General features: G+C 63.7%; 16 protein-coding genes. 5 read left to right on the plus strand and 11 right to left on the minus strand.

What is annotated here, in order from left to right; translation table 11 throughout:
* Nucleotides 1-253: 253 nt before the first annotated feature.
* Genes Q0C17_RS00005 through rpmH form a run of 11 tightly spaced genes read right to left on the minus strand, consistent with a single transcriptional unit; the run spans nucleotide 254 to nucleotide 8,471 of the window.
* On the minus strand, nucleotides 254-1,069 hold the full coding sequence (locus Q0C17_RS00005) for a protein phosphatase 2C domain-containing protein (protein WP_291199360.1): 816 nt from the start codon (nucleotides 1,067-1,069) through the stop codon (nucleotides 254-256).
* A gap of 18 nt (nucleotides 1,070-1,087) precedes the next feature.
* On the minus strand, nucleotides 1,088-1,312 hold the full coding sequence (locus tag Q0C17_RS00010; protein ID WP_291199363.1) for a DUF4287 domain-containing protein: 225 nt from the start codon (nucleotides 1,310-1,312) through the stop codon (nucleotides 1,088-1,090).
* A 56-nt stretch (nucleotides 1,313-1,368) separates the two neighbouring features.
* Nucleotides 1,369-2,196, minus strand: a complete 828-nt coding sequence (gene dapD, locus Q0C17_RS00015) for a 2,3,4,5-tetrahydropyridine-2,6-dicarboxylate N-succinyltransferase (protein WP_291199366.1) — start codon at nucleotides 2,194-2,196, stop codon at nucleotides 1,369-1,371.
* 4 nt (nucleotides 2,197-2,200) lie between these two features.
* Nucleotides 2,201-2,947: a pyrimidine 5'-nucleotidase gene (locus tag Q0C17_RS00020; RefSeq protein ID WP_291199369.1), complete on the minus strand. Its 747-nt coding sequence runs from the start codon at nucleotides 2,945-2,947 to the stop codon at nucleotides 2,201-2,203.
* Nucleotides 2,937-3,971 (minus strand): DUF1036 domain-containing protein, encoded by a 1,035-nt coding sequence (locus Q0C17_RS00025; protein WP_291199372.1) that lies wholly within the window; start codon nucleotides 3,969-3,971, stop codon nucleotides 2,937-2,939. Before Q0C17_RS00025 ends, Q0C17_RS00020 begins: the two co-directional genes overlap by 11 nt.
* The gene (gene argB, locus Q0C17_RS00030) at nucleotides 3,946-4,842 is read right to left on the minus strand and encodes an acetylglutamate kinase (RefSeq protein ID WP_291199375.1); all 897 of its coding nucleotides are present in this window, start codon (nucleotides 4,840-4,842) and stop codon (nucleotides 3,946-3,948) included. Before argB ends, Q0C17_RS00025 begins: the two co-directional genes overlap by 26 nt.
* Nucleotides 4,843-4,898: 56 nt before the next feature.
* On the minus strand, nucleotides 4,899-5,360 hold the full coding sequence (locus Q0C17_RS00035; protein WP_291199378.1) for a GNAT family N-acetyltransferase: 462 nt from the start codon (nucleotides 5,358-5,360) through the stop codon (nucleotides 4,899-4,901).
* A 25-nt stretch (nucleotides 5,361-5,385) separates the two neighbouring features.
* The gene (yihA, locus tag Q0C17_RS00040; protein WP_366914746.1) at nucleotides 5,386-6,039 is read right to left on the minus strand and encodes a ribosome biogenesis GTP-binding protein YihA/YsxC; all 654 of its coding nucleotides are present in this window, start codon (nucleotides 6,037-6,039) and stop codon (nucleotides 5,386-5,388) included.
* Complete coding sequence (gene yidC / locus Q0C17_RS00045) at nucleotides 6,036-7,865, minus strand: membrane protein insertase YidC (protein WP_291199384.1); 1,830 nt, start codon at nucleotides 7,863-7,865, stop codon at nucleotides 6,036-6,038. Before yidC ends, yihA begins: the two co-directional genes overlap by 4 nt.
* A 54-nt stretch (nucleotides 7,866-7,919) precedes the next feature.
* The gene (gene rnpA, locus Q0C17_RS00050) at nucleotides 7,920-8,288 is read right to left on the minus strand and encodes a ribonuclease P protein component (RefSeq protein ID WP_291199387.1); all 369 of its coding nucleotides are present in this window, start codon (nucleotides 8,286-8,288) and stop codon (nucleotides 7,920-7,922) included.
* A 48-nt stretch (nucleotides 8,289-8,336) separates the two neighbouring features.
* Nucleotides 8,337-8,471 (minus strand): 50S ribosomal protein L34, encoded by a 135-nt coding sequence (gene rpmH / locus Q0C17_RS00055; protein ID WP_291043983.1) that lies wholly within the window; start codon nucleotides 8,469-8,471, stop codon nucleotides 8,337-8,339.
* A gap of 278 nt (nucleotides 8,472-8,749) precedes the next feature.
* Here rpmH and Q0C17_RS00060 point away from each other — a divergent pair, with 278 nt between their 5' ends.
* Genes Q0C17_RS00060 through Q0C17_RS00080 form a run of 5 tightly spaced genes read left to right on the plus strand, consistent with a single transcriptional unit; the run spans nucleotide 8,750 to nucleotide 13,726 of the window.
* The gene (locus Q0C17_RS00060; protein ID WP_291199390.1) at nucleotides 8,750-9,463 is read left to right on the plus strand and encodes a DUF547 domain-containing protein; all 714 of its coding nucleotides are present in this window, start codon (nucleotides 8,750-8,752) and stop codon (nucleotides 9,461-9,463) included.
* Nucleotides 9,460-10,173: a TVP38/TMEM64 family protein gene (locus Q0C17_RS00065; RefSeq protein ID WP_291199393.1), complete on the plus strand. Its 714-nt coding sequence runs from the start codon at nucleotides 9,460-9,462 to the stop codon at nucleotides 10,171-10,173. Before Q0C17_RS00060 ends, Q0C17_RS00065 begins: the two co-directional genes overlap by 4 nt.
* Entirely contained in the window at nucleotides 10,173-11,606 is a 1,434-nt protein-coding gene (locus tag Q0C17_RS00070) for an FAD-dependent oxidoreductase (RefSeq protein WP_291199396.1), read from the plus strand. The genes Q0C17_RS00065 and Q0C17_RS00070 overlap by 1 nt, the downstream gene beginning before the upstream one ends.
* A gap of 54 nt (nucleotides 11,607-11,660) precedes the next feature.
* On the plus strand, nucleotides 11,661-13,082 hold the full coding sequence (locus Q0C17_RS00075) for a HAMP domain-containing sensor histidine kinase (RefSeq protein ID WP_291199398.1): 1,422 nt from the start codon (nucleotides 11,661-11,663) through the stop codon (nucleotides 13,080-13,082).
* Entirely contained in the window at nucleotides 13,079-13,726 is a 648-nt protein-coding gene (locus Q0C17_RS00080) for a pseudouridine synthase (RefSeq protein WP_291199400.1), read from the plus strand. Before Q0C17_RS00075 ends, Q0C17_RS00080 begins: the two co-directional genes overlap by 4 nt.
* Nucleotides 13,727-13,749: the final 23 nt, after the last annotated feature.

The raw sequence follows: 13,749 nt of genomic DNA on the forward strand, positions 1-13,749 counted from the left end.
CTGTCGCGCGAGGAGGATATTGCGCGGCTGCTGGCCGTGTGCAGGGAAGTGGCGGGGATTGCCCGTTCGTGACCGGACGGGAACTTAACGATGACGAGCAAAAGATGGTCGCCCACCATGCACAAGCATGGGCGGCATTGAAGCGGCCTTCTCGAAGGCCTAGCCTGGTTCAGCCTGACTGCCAGTCATGATGTTTCGTTGACAGAATACCTGACATCAGCCCGATCGCTCTGGAAGCTCTCGGTGCCCTGAATCAAAGCCTGACTAGTATGGCCGCAGCATCGTCCCGAGCCTTGAGGCGGACGGAGTGAGGGGTTGCTTCGTGGTAGCGCAAGACGCTGGCGGATGCGGCGAGACCGTTGTTGACGACGCGGGCAAGCAGGCTGGCGGGTGTATCGAGGCCGTAAGGTTCGACGAAGCGGAAGAAGCCGTCGGTCATCAGCAGGACATGGGCGCCTGGCGGCAACCTGAGCTGCGCTGTGGCCAGGTGTTGCGCAGCGGCGGGGTTCAGCGTGATCAGGCCCCGCGCAGGATCGTTGGCGCCGCGTCGCTGAGCCTGCAGGACTGCCCAGCGTTCCGCCTGCGTCATGGACAGCATGCGCACCGCTTCGCGCGTTTCGGCATCAGCTTTCTCTTGTGTGCCAATGAGGCGGGTCTTGCCGTCTCCGGTCTGCGCGATGGCAAAGCAATCGCCCGCCCACACGAACTCGCAGGTGTCGCCCGCGCGGCGCAGCCACATGGCGGACGCAACCGGCATGGCTTCGCCGGGAAGGGTGTGCAGCGGGAATTTTGACTGCCTTGAGGCTTCAGTGGCGACATTCGTCAGCACACGGCCAAAATAGGCGCTCGCCCCTTCGCCTGCCTCCGGACCGGACATCAGACGCGCCGATACCGTCTCGGCCAGCCAGGCGGCACCGCTTTCGCCCGGAAAGGGTTTCAGGTCGGTGGCATCGGTGGCGCCGTCGATCACCCAGGCACGCCCAGCTGCGGCATCAAACCCGAGCCGGTCGTCTCCGGACTTGCCCGGCGTGCCGGGATCGTTGATGGAATCCAGAACGTCTATAGCCATCAGCGCGCTCAGTCCGGATCAGGTTTTGTCGGCAGCCTTACAGTGTGCGACGATGGCATTGGCATGGCCGTGACCCAGCTTGTGCTCGTTCTTTAGCCAGCTGACGATTTCGGCATGCTTGGCGCCCTTGCGCGAAGCGACGAGGGCGAACCAGTGGCTCATCTTCTTGCCATAGGTCTTCTCTATCGAAGGGAAATAGGACACGGGGCCCTTGATGGGCTCGGAACTCGGATCGTCGGCCATGATAGCCTCCATTGGGGGTGCGGCCGCTGACATCAGCGTCCGGAGATCTTCTGCGTCTAGTCGCGCAGCAGTTCGTTCACGGCCGTTTTCTCGCGTGTCTTGGCGTCGACTGTTTTCACGATGACCGCGCAGGCAAGCGACGGGCCGCCCTTGGGATCCGGCAGCGTGCCGGGGACGATGACCGAGAAGGGCGGGACGCGGCCGTAGATGATCTCGCCGGTCTGGCGGTTCACGATTTTAGTGGACTGGGTGATGAAAACGCCCATGGCGAGGACAGAGCCTTCGCCGACGACAACGCCTTCCACGACTTCGGAGCGAGCTCCGATGAAGCAGTTGTCCTCGATGATAGTGGGGTTCGCCTGCAGCGGCTCAAGCACACCGCCAATACCTGTTCCGGCGGAGATGTGGCAGTTCTTGCCGACCTGAGCGCAGGAGCCGACCGAGGCCCAGGTGTCGATCATCGTGCCTTCACCGACATAAGCGCCGATGTTGACATAGGACGGCATCAGTACGGCATTCTTTGCAATGAAGGCGCCGCGGCGCACGGCCGAAGGCGGCACGGCGCGGAAGCCGGCTTCCTTAAATTCCTTCGCGCCCCAGCCCTCGAATTTGGATGGAACCTTGTCCCACCAGTTGCCACCGCCCGGCGTGCCGGAAATGGCGCCATTGGCATTGAGGCGGAAGGAGAGCAACACGGATTTCTTCAGCCACTGGTGCACCGTCCAGCTGCCGTCAGTTTCTTTCGTGGCGACGCGCGCCTCGCCGGAATCGAGCAGGCTGATAGCGGCCTCGACCGCGTCGCGGACCTCACCGGTCGTATCTGTGGAGAGCGTGTCGCGCGCCTCCCAGGCGGCATCGATCACACGGGCGAGGGCTTCGGGCATGGCATCAGTCTTTCACGTTGGCGGTCAGGCGCGGCACCGCGGAGTCGAGGAAGGCCGCGAGGTCGCCGGTGATGTAGTCGATGTGCCCGCTCCCGTCACCCCCGAACACGTCCCCTGCCCCGGCTGGTCGTGCCTCGATGGGTTCGTGGCTCCAGTCCTTGGCGGAGTGGACGAGCACGGTAGTGAAGCCAAGAGATTTAGCGGGCAGGAGGTTGCGGGCAAGGTCCTCGAAGAAGGCAGCGCCCTGCGGCTCGACCTGATGAAGGCGGCAGAAGGTCTGGTAGGCAGGCAGGTTCGGCTTGGGTGTGTAGGCGCTTTCCTCGATGCCGAAGCTCGCATTGAAAAGATGTGCGAGACCCATCTTCTCGGTGACACGCTCGGCATGCCGGCGCGAGCCGTTGGTGTAGATGAACTTGCGTCCCGGCAGGGCGGCGATGGCGCTGCGCAGATGCGGCAGGTCCGGCAAGGGCGAAAGGTCGATCTCGTGGACGTAATGCAGGAACTCCGCCGGATCGAGCCCGTGCTCGGTCATCAGGCCGGAGAGCGTGGTCCCGTACTGCGCGTAGTATTGCTTCTGAAGTGTTCGCGCTTCGCTCCGTGCAAGGCCGGTGAAGCGAGCAACGAAATCGGTCATTCGCGTATCGATCTCGGCGAAGAGATCGCATTCGGCCGGGTAGAGCGTGTTGTCGAGGTCGAACACCCAATCGTTGACGTGATCCAGCTTCGGCGCCCGCGGCAGGTTATTCGTCATCCGACCCTGCTGCAGTGAAGTCGCGCTCGAAGAACTCGAACACCAGCTTGCGCTCAGTCGGCGCGGGCGTGCGCGCGAAAAGAGCTGTGCGATAGGAGCTGTCCTCGCAGTTATCTCGGCCGGAGATTGCGAACTTGGAGCGGCCAACACAAAAGGCTTCGGACGCGCGCGACAGGGTACGCAGGCCGGTCGGCTCTTCCATCTCGGCATAGACGAAGTGTTCGGAGCCGCGCAGCGGACGATCAACCACACGGGCGCAGCCGCCGGCTTCAATGCGCCACCAGCCGCGGCTCTCCCAGCCTTCGGTGGCGCGCCGGGCGATGGCGCTCCAGACCCGGTTTTTTGTCCGGTTGCAGAGAGTGAAGCCGACGGCACGGCTGCGCTCTTCCGCGGCCTGTTCGAGATAGTCGATCAAGTCAGCGTCAGACGTGTTGGCAGCGAGCCCCTTGAGCTTCAGGAAGTCGTTGATGGCGGCACGGGTGCGCAGGCCGATATGGCCGTCTATGTTGCCCGAAACGATGCCCGCTTCGTCAAGCAGCCGCTGCAGCCCGGAGTTACGGGCATTTTCGAGCGTCCAGTTCTCGATCTCGGTAAAATTGTTGGTCCACTTGGTGGCCGTGATATTGATCGGCCGGAAGCCCTGCGGCTCGAGGCCCATGGCGGCGCAATCGGGCGGGCTTTCAAGCGAAAAGCCGCCGGTCGGATCGACGCAGAGTTCCTGGCGTCCGCCCCATTCGCGGCCGCCGCCCTGATGGGCCGTGGAGGCGCGGCCATAGAGATAGTGAATACCTGGTGTCAGCGGACCCGGCAGCGCCGCTGCGCAGGTGCCGGGCGGAAGCTTGGTCCAGCCCTCGACAGATGTACCGGCACCTTCCGGGTGGCCGACAGCAGCTTCGATGATGTAGCTGGTCCGGTTGCACAGCTGCCATCCGTCTTCGTCCTGAGCACGCGCCGGGAGGGCGAGCACCGTGACCGTCGCAATGGCGAGTGCAGCGACCTTAAGAAACAAGCGTTCCAGCGCCATGTTCGGTAAACAGCTCCATGAGCAGGGCGTGCGGCGCACGACCATCGAGGATAACCGCCGCCCCGACTCCATGAATCACGGAATGCGCCGCCGTTTCAAGTTTGGGAATCATGCCGCCTGCAGCTGTGCCGTCCGAAATCAAGCCTGGAATGTCTTTGACCTTGATTTCACGGATAAGATTTTTCTGCTTGTCGAGCACGCCGGCGACATCGGTCAGCAGCAGGAGGCGGCTGGCGCCCAGTGCGGCGGCGACAGCGCCGGCGGCGGTGTCGGCGTTAATGTTGTATCGGGCGCCGTCCTCGCCGATCCCGACCGGCGCGACAACCGGGATGAGATCGTCATCGGCGTCGCGCAGCGCCTTGAGTACCGCGATGTCGACATGTTCAGGCTCACCCACGTAACCGAGGTCGACAACGCTCTCGATATGGCTGTCGGGGTCCTTGGTGGTCTTGGTCGCTTTGCGGGCACGGATCAGGTTGCCGTCGGCACCAGAGAGGCCGACGGCCTTGCCGCCAGCGGCGTTGATCGCGCGGACGATGGATTTATTGATCGGACCGGAGAGAACCATCTCAACCACTTCCATGGTCGCATCATCGGTAACGCGCAGGCCGTCCTTGAACTCCGACTTGATGGCGAGCTTGTCTAGCATCGCGCCGATCTGCGGGCCGCCGCCGTGGACCACGACCGGGTGGATGCCAAGAAGCTTCAGAAGCACGACATCGCGGGCGAACGCCTTGGCGAGTTCCGGGTCCACCATGGCGTGGCCGCCATACTTTATCACAATCGTCTGATTGTCGTAGCGCTGCAGGTAGGGCAGCGCTTCGGACAAGGTGCGAGCGGTGAGCAGAGCTTCGATCTGGGCGTCGGTCATGAGGCCGGTGTCTAGAGCGTTTCGATAGCCCCATGCAATGCCCGTTGCGCGCCGGGTCAGGCGAGGGTCAGGGTCATGAAGACGCTGTGCGGGTCCTCGGAATAATCCCCGAACGGTCCGCAATAGTTGAAGCCATAGGCCTCATAGAGACGGCGGGCCGGGGTGAAGGCATCCATGGAGCCGGTTTCCAGCCAGAGCGAGATGTAGCCCCGCCGGCGGGCCTCGGCGAGGATGTGTTCCAACATGCGCCGGCCAAGCCCCCTGCCCCGCAGGACCTCGCGGGTGTGCATGGATTTGATCTCGCCCGTGCCGTCGCCAAGATCCTTAAGGGCGCCGCAGCCGATCAGGGCGCCGTCGTCCCACATGCTCCAGACCGATACGGCGGGCTGGCGCAGTCCGTCGATCGGCAGGAAGTGGCAGCTTTCGGGCGGGGAAGCGGCCAGCATGGTGGCCGCATGGACGGCAATCAGGTCCGCCATGTCCTGGCTGGAAAGATCATCGGGGCGAATGTCGATCATGGTGCAGGATCCTCCCGCGCCGTTTCTAGGCGGGCGGCAGGAAACCGGCAATCTCGGCGCGGAGCTCAGGGATGCCCCAGCCCTTTTCTGATGAAGTTTGCAGCACGACCGGGTGAGCCGCGCCGCGCTTCTTGAGCTTCGCGGCGACTTCGGCGGCGGTTTTCTCGACCTCGACCTTCGGAACCTTGTCAACCTTTGTAAGGATCACCTGGTAATTGACTGCCGAACCGTCGAGCAGGTCCATAATCTCGTGGTCAGTATCCATGAAGCCGCGGCGCGAATCGACGAGCAGGAAAACGCGCCGCAGGCTTGGCCGGCCGCGCAGGTAGGATTTGATCAGCTTTTGCCAGGCGGCGACCTGCGTCTTTGAGACCTGCGCATAGCCGAAACCCGGAAGGTCGACGAGGTAGAGTCGGCCCTCGCCGATGTCGAAATAGTTCAGCTCCCGGGTCCGCCCCGGCTCGGTGGAAGCGCGGGCAAGCTTTGCGCGGCCGGTGAGGGCATTGATCAGGCTCGACTTGCCGACATTCGAGCGCCCGGCAAAGCATACTTCCAGACGATCCGCAGGCGGAAGACCTTCAAGAGCGGCAACGCCCAGCCGGAATTCCGCCGGGCCGGAAAAAAGAACGCGGCCGGCTTCGACCTGGTCATCGGGATAGGAGGGCGCGTCCAAGACTATTCCGCCGGCGCCTTCCGGCGCCCGAGGATGCCAGCGACGAACTTGCCGACTTCGGTTTCCGCGCCATTCATCCGCATGATCGTGTATTGCTGGATGAATGTCAGCACGTTCGACCAGACCCAGTACAGCACGAGGCCGGCGGCAAATCCTCCGAACACGAACATGAACACCAGCGGCAGCGCCATGATGATGCGCGCCTGCATCTTGTCCGGCGGCGGCGGCGACAGCGATTGCAGGATCGCCATGGTTGCGCCGTAGAGCAGCGGCAGGATGCCGATACCGAAGATAGTGCCGATAATAAAGATGCCCTTGATGTCGGCAGCCGACCAGAACGGGATCAGTCCGAACAGGTTGCCAATAGCGGTCGGGTCTGGGGCCGAAAGGTCCTTCATATACCAGAAGGGCTCGTGGCGCATGTCGAGGGTGACATAGAGCGTCTTGTAGAGCGCGTAGAAGATCGGGATCGTCACGAGGATGGGCAGGCAGCCGCCGATAGGGTTGGCGCCAGTCTCCTTGTAGAGCTTCATCATCTCCTGCTGGCGCCGCTGGGGATCGGCGGCAAAGCGCTCGGTAATCTCCTTCATCGGCTCCTGAAGCTTCTTAAGCTTGGCCATCGATTTGAAGCTGGCATTGTAGAGCGGGACGAGCGGCAGCTTGACGAGCACGGTGAAGGCGAGGATCGCCCAGCCGAACGAGCCGACAAGTCCGTGCAGCCAATGCAGCACATAGAAGAAGGGCTTGGTGAGGAAGAAGGCCCAGCCCCAGTCAATGGCATCGACGAACTGGGGAATGCCCTGAGCTTCTTCGTAGTTGCGGAGGATTTCGAACTTCTTCGCGCCGGCGAAGATGCGGTTTTCGACGGTAACGCTTGCGCCTGGCGCGATGCTCACCTCGGCGCCTTCGGTGCGCACTTCGAGCGGGCCGCCGCGCGCGAGGCTGGCGCGGTTGACCGATGCGGTAAAGGGCGTCGCCTGTGCAGGAACAAGCACACTCATCCAGTACTTGTCGCTGAGACCCCACCATCCGCCAGTCGCCGTGCTGAAACTGCCATCGGCCGATTCCCCGTCGATCTTCTTAGACTCGAACAGCGGCTTGTACTTCTTCAAGCGCAGGTTGCCGTCCATGACACCCATGAGGCCCATGTGAGCGAGGCCGTTGTCTGCTTCTGCGGCAACACCCGGCTCGGTGGCATTCAGGAAGAGCTTGTAGTTGCCGTGGCGCTCGACAGAACCGATCGGGCGCAGGCTCTTGGCAGCGTCCGAGGTGTTGGTGACCGTGTCGCGGAACGTGAACAGGTAATTCTCATCGACTGAAATCTCGCGGTCGATACGGACACCTTCTGACTCAAGGCTGAGCATGACCGGAGCGCCGGGGCTGAGCGTGCCTTCGCCGACCTGCGTCCAGTTCGAATTGCGCCCTGCGACGAGCGTGTTTCCGGTAGCCCAATAGTAGGTGGTAAAGTAGCCGAATTCGGATTCCTCGGGACGCAGCAGACGGACTTCTTGCGCGCGCTCCACAGTGAGAAAGTGCTTCTTGAGCTGCAGGTCGTCGAGGCGCGCGCCGGCGAGGCGGATCGAGCCATCTATGGAAGGGGCGTCAAACTTGACCCGGCTGGCGGCGGCGAGCGCCTCTGGAAGCGGCTTGGGGCCGGCAGCTTCGGCCGCGGCGGTATCGACCGAGGCAGCCTGTTGCTGGGCCGCGACAATGGCCTGCTGGGCCTGATAGCGCTTCTGGGCCGGCTCCATCACGAATATCTGATAGAGAAAAACGAACGCAATCATCGCCACGAGGGCGAGCAGGAAGTTGCGCTGGTCTTCTTTTTCCATGGACGGTGTTCCGGGTGTCTGTGAGCGGTGCGCCAGGACGCGGCGCCGGGGTCATCAAATGCGCGCGAGGCTTATCAGCGCGCTTTCCATATCGTCAAGCAATCGGGACCAGCCTACTTCGAGCGTCGCTTCGCGCGCGATGAAGACATAGTCCCAGCCCGGACGGCCATATCGGGCCAGCAGGCGGCGGGAGGCCTCTCTCAGCCGGCGCTTGGCCCGGTTGCGCTGGACGGCGCCGCCGATCTTTTTTGTCGCGGTGAAGCCTTCCCCGACATGGCCGCCAGGAATGTCCCCCGCCCGCGCCCGGGCCTGGATGACCACGGACTTGCGCCGTTCGGTGATCCCGTCACGGGCAAACGTGAATTCGCGCCGCTTCTTTAGGCGGCGCGTTTCCGGAGTGTCTGGTTTATCGGGGCCGGACATGATCGGCCTCCCGGTCGGCGGGCCGGACTGGCCTGTGCGGGGGGAGGATCAGGCGGTCAGGGTCTTGCGGCCCTTGGCGCGGCGGCGTGCCAGCACCTTGCGGCCAGACTTAGTGCCCATGCGCTCGCGGAAGCCATGGGTGCGCTTGCGGCGGAGGTTGCTCGGCTGGAAAGTGCGTTTCATGGAACTGCTCTGAGCTTGGAACTTGGAAAACGGGGCAAATACAGGCGGGCGGGGGCGGGGTCAAGCCGGAACTGGTGCAAAATATGCCGATCACGGCTCCGGTATTCACCCTATCGTGAGATGCAGGGGGCACAGGTGCAGTCTATGCGTCGCCCGTGCCTGCAAACCGGAGTGTCCCCATGCGCCGTGCTGCCTTTTGTCTTGTTGCCCTTGCGGCGGCCCTTTTCCCCGCTGCCGGTCTGGCTGATACCGCTTCAAAGCCCCAAGCGGAGTCTCCCGTGCCTGCTGAACATGCTGCCTGGACCCGTCTCCTTAAAACCTATGTCAAAGCCGGAAGCGACGGCCTCACCCGTGTGGACTATGCGGGCCTGGCCGCTTCGCAGGCCGACCGGGCCGCGCTGGACGCTTATATTGCCGGCTTCGCGGACCGGGACATGTCGGCCAAGACAGATGGGAACTTCGCGGCGTGGGCGAACCTCTACAACGCCGTCACCGTGCGCCACATCGTGGAGCGCTACCCGGTCAAGTCGATCAAGGACGGCTACCTGACAGGGCCCTGGAAAGAGGTGAAGGTTCAGGCGGGCGGGCGCGAGGTGTCGCTGGACGCCATCGAACACAAGATCCTCCGCAAGACCTGGGGCACGCCGGAAGTGCACTATTCGATCAACTGTGCCTCCTACAGCTGCCCGAACCTGCCGGCGAAAGCCTGGGAAGCCGCGAGCCTCAACAAGGACCTCGATGCCGCCGCGCGCGTCTACATCAATCACAATCGCGGCGTGACGGTAACGGCGAAGGGACTCAAGGTATCGGAGATCTACAACTGGTTTGAAGCGGACTTCGGCGACTCGAAAGAGGCTGTGATCCAACATCTGCTCTCATATGCCGAACCAGACCTCGCCGCGAAAATCCGCGCCAATCCGAAGATCGTAGGCTACCAGTATGACTGGTCACTCAATGACGCAGCCAAACTTAGGAAGCCGGTGAAACCATGACCGACAAACCCGCCTCCCTCTGGCGCCGGCTTTGGCCGGTCTACATCATCCTCGCGGGTCTCGGGATCGCGCTGTCGCAGGGCTGGCACGAACTGCTGACGCTCGAGTCGCTTTCGGCGAACGCAGCAAGCCTTGATGCGATGGTGCGGGACAATTTCCTGATCGTCTTCGTGAGCTATGTGGCGATCTATGCGGCAGCGACAACCTTCATGGTTCCCGGCAGTGCACTGACGATCGGCGGCGGGTTCCTGTTCGGGCTGGCGCTCGGCACGCCCGCCACGGTGATCGGCGCGACGCTCGGCGCCTCGATCCTGTTCTTTGCCTCCAAGACGTCCATCGGCTCCGTGCTGCGCGATGTGGCCGGACCGTTCATCGAGAAGATGCGGGCGGGGTTTGCCGAGAACCCCGTCTCCTACATGTTCGCCCTGCGCCTGATTCCTCTCTTCCCCTTTGCGGCGGTCAACATTGCGCCGGGACTGCTGGGCGCCAAGTATCGCGATTACTTCGTGACGACCTTCTTCGGCATCATTCCCGGCACACTGGCCTATACTTGGATCGGGGCGGCCGTGAAGGGCACGCTGCTGGAGGGCGGCACGCCTGACATCGGATCGCTGGCGTCAAACTTTGTGCCGGCCTTCATCGCCCTCGGCGTCGTCTCGTTGCTGCCCGTCGCCTACAAGAAACTCTTTGCGAAAAAGGTTCCCGCCTAATGGCCGACATCCGTACTCTGAAGGCAGACCTGTGCGTGATCGGCGCGGGTTCCGGCGGGCTTTCGGCCGCGGCCGGGGCCGCCATGCTGGGCCTCAAGGTCGTGCTGTTCGAAAAGCACGAAATGGGCGGGGACTGCCTGAACTATGGCTGCGTGCCTTCGAAAGCCCTTCTCTCGGCGGCGAAAGCCGCGCATGCGCCGGCAGAGGCTAGCAAGTATGGCTTAAAGATCGGGCCCGCGAGCGTCGACTGGAACGGCGTCAAGGCGCATGTGCGCAAGACCATCGAGACGATTGCGCCGGTCGACAGCCAGGAGCGATTCGAAGGATTGGGCTGCACGGTGATCCGCGAGGCGGCACGGTTTTCTGATCCGTCTACGGTCGTTTCGGATACGGCGCGCGTCAAGGCGCGGCGGATCATCGTCGCCACCGGCAGCCGTGCCTTCATCCCGCCGATCCCGGGCCTTGCCGAACGGCCCTACCTCACCAACGAAACCAGCTTCTCCTTGCCGGAGTTTCCTCAGCACCTGATTGTCCTCGGCGGCGGCCCGATCGGGCTTGAACTCGCGCAGGCCTTCGCGCGGCTTGGCGCAAAGGTCACGGTGCTCGAAATGGGCCGGGCCCTAGCAAAAGCTGACGCCTCGCATGCGCAACTGGCGGTGGACACGCTGCGCAGCGAAGGCGTCACAATACTGGAGGGCCACAAGGCCGCGCGGGTTTCCGGCGAGGCTTGCCGCCTTACAGTGCACGCCGAAGGGCCACAGGGCGAGGTCGCCGTTGAAGGCTCCCATATCCTGGTGGCCTTGGGCCGGCGCGCAGTGCTGGACGGGCTGGACCTCGAAAAAGGCAAGGTCGACCACACACCGGCTGGGATCCAGGTCGGCGATACGCTCCGCTCAAAGAGCAATCCGCGCGTCTGGGCGCTGGGCGATGCGGCGGGCCGGGAACAGTTCACGCACGTGGCCGGCTGGCATGCATCGGTGTTCATCCGCCGCGCCTTCTTCAAGCAGGGCAGCACCGCGGCGAGCCTGCCGATTCCGTCGGTGACCTATACTTCGCCGGAGATTGCGCAGATCGGCCTGACGGAGGCCGGAGCGCGCGCAAAGTTTGGCGAAGCTGTGAAAACGAGCGCCTTCCCCTTCCATGACAATGACCGTGCCATTGCCGAGGGCAAGACGCTGGGCGAAGCCAAGCTCGTGCTGCATAAGGGCAAGCTGATTGGCGCCTCGATTGCGGGCGACGGAGCAGGCGACATCCTGCAGGTTGTGTCACTCGCTATGTCGAATGGGCTCAAGCTGACTGCTCTCACCAACTTCATCTCCCCCTACCCGACCCGGGCCGAAGTGGTGAAACGAGCGGCCTCGGCCTATTTCACCCCAAGCGTATTCGGCAAACCGGCCCGGACGCTAGTTGGACTGTTGCAGCGGATTCCCTGACAGCGCGCGCAATCCCCGTTTCCCTGAACCCTGAATTCGCCTAAGCCTCCACGCGTGACCGCGCCCGAACCTGCCCCCGCACCGACGCCGCCGCAGGGCATAAGGCGGCTGACAGACGGACTGTCGGCGCGCCTGTTTGCGATCACCCTGGGCGCGATCCTGTTTACCGAATTCCTGATCTTCATCCCGTCGGCCAGCAACTTGCGCACGCAGTGGCTGGAGGAGCGCGTGGCCGCAGCGCGGATCGCGGCGCTCGCCCTTGATGCGGCGCCTATGCGGGAAGTTTCTGACGAGCTTTCAGAAAGCCTGCTGATGAAGGCAGAAGTGCTCGCGGTCGCCGAGATCGAGGACGAGATGCATATCCAGCTCCTCGCCCCGCAGGCGCCGATCGAAGGCACGATGCGCCTTGTCGATCTTCGAGGATCGACACCGGCCGGCCGCGTCCTTGCCACGCTGTCGGAGTATTTTGCGCCGGAGGGCGAGATGCTTGTCGTCATCGCCGAAGGCTCCGCCGAGGGCCGCGTGATCGAGATCGTAGTGCCCCAATCGCCTCTGAAAGCCTCGCTCGTCGCCTTTGCGTGGCGGATTGCCGGCATTTCGCTGATCATCGCGCTTGTCGCGGCGGTCCTTATCTATGCGGTGCTGGACATGCTGGTCGTGCGACCGATGAAACGGGTAACTGTGAGTGTCGAGCAGTTCAGCCGCGACCCCGGCAGCTGGACGCGGCGCCTCTCGCCGACGAACCGGCGCGACGAAATCGGTCGGGCGCAGAACGCACTGTCGGGCATGGAGGAGGCAGTGGCAGATGCGTTCCGGCAACGCTCGCATCTTGCCGAGCTTGGCAGCGCCGTCGCCAAGATCAATCATGACCTGCGCAATTCGCTCGCCTCGGCGCAGCTTGTGTCGGACGTGCTCTCGAAGTCCGAAGATCCACGCGTGAAGCGAGCTGCACCGCGGCTTGAACGCGCATTGGAGCGCGCCATCGAACTTGCCACGGCAACGCTCGACTATGGCAAGTCCGCGCCGCGCCCGCCGCGACTGCAGCCCGTCAGCCTGCGGACGGTTTTGCTGGAAGCCGCAGACGAAGCGCTGAATGTCGGCGGGGCCAGTTTCGAAGCGAATGTGCCCGCCGACTTGATGATCGAGAGCGATGCGGAATACCTGCACCGGATCGCCGCCAACCTTATCCGCAATGCCGCTGAAGCGCTGGCGCAGGCGTCGACGCCCAATCCGCAGATCCGTGTATCGCTGACCAGCCGTGCCATTGAGTTCCGCGACAATGGGCCCGGCCTGCCGGAAAAGGCGCGTGCGAACCTGTTCCGGCCTTTTGCGGGTTCCTCCCGCGCCAATGGCACCGGCCTTGGCCTGGTGATCGCGCATGAACTGGCCGAGGCGCTCGGCGGCGAGCTTGCGCTTGCAGAGACCGGAGACGCCGGGACGGCCTTCTGTCTCACTCTGCCGGGACTTCCGGCATGACGGACTACGCGCCGCCAAAGGCGCGGCTGGAAATTGTCCATGCCGACGAATTCCTGGTTGCCGTGGACAAGCCCTCGGGGCTTCTGTCGGTGCCGGGACGAGGTGAGGACAAGGCGGACTGCGCCTTGTCGCGGTTGCAGGCGGCTTACCCGGACGCGCTGACCGTGCACCGGCTGGACATGGCGACCAGCGGCCTTTTGCTGCTGGCGCGGGGCAAGGACATGCAGCGCGCCCTGTCCGGCCTGTTCGAGCGCGGAGAAGTGCAGAAGCGCTACATCGCCGATGTGTGGGGCGAACCGCACCCCGATGCCGGCGAGATCAGCTTGCCGCTGATCACCGACTGGCCGAGGCGGCCGCTCCAGAAGGTAGACCACGAGATTGGCAAGCCCAGCATCACGCGGTACGAGACCTTGTCCGGCAGCGGATCCATCGCGCGCCTTGCGCTGACACCTCTGACCGGGCGTTCACACCAGCTGCGCGTGCACCTTGCCGAAACCGGGCATCCCATTCTGGGTGACGAATTCTACGCCACCGGCGAGGCGCTTGCCGCCCGCCCGCGCCTCGCGCTGCATGCCGAGAGACTGGCCTTCGTCCATCCGGGCACCGGCGCAGCCCTCGATCTCGTCTGCCCCTGCCCGTTCTAGTCCCGGTTGACCGGCAAGCCTCA

Source organism: Hyphomonas sp. (assembly GCF_022844445.1).
Taxonomy (GTDB): domain Bacteria; phylum Pseudomonadota; class Alphaproteobacteria; order Caulobacterales; family Hyphomonadaceae; genus Hyphomonas.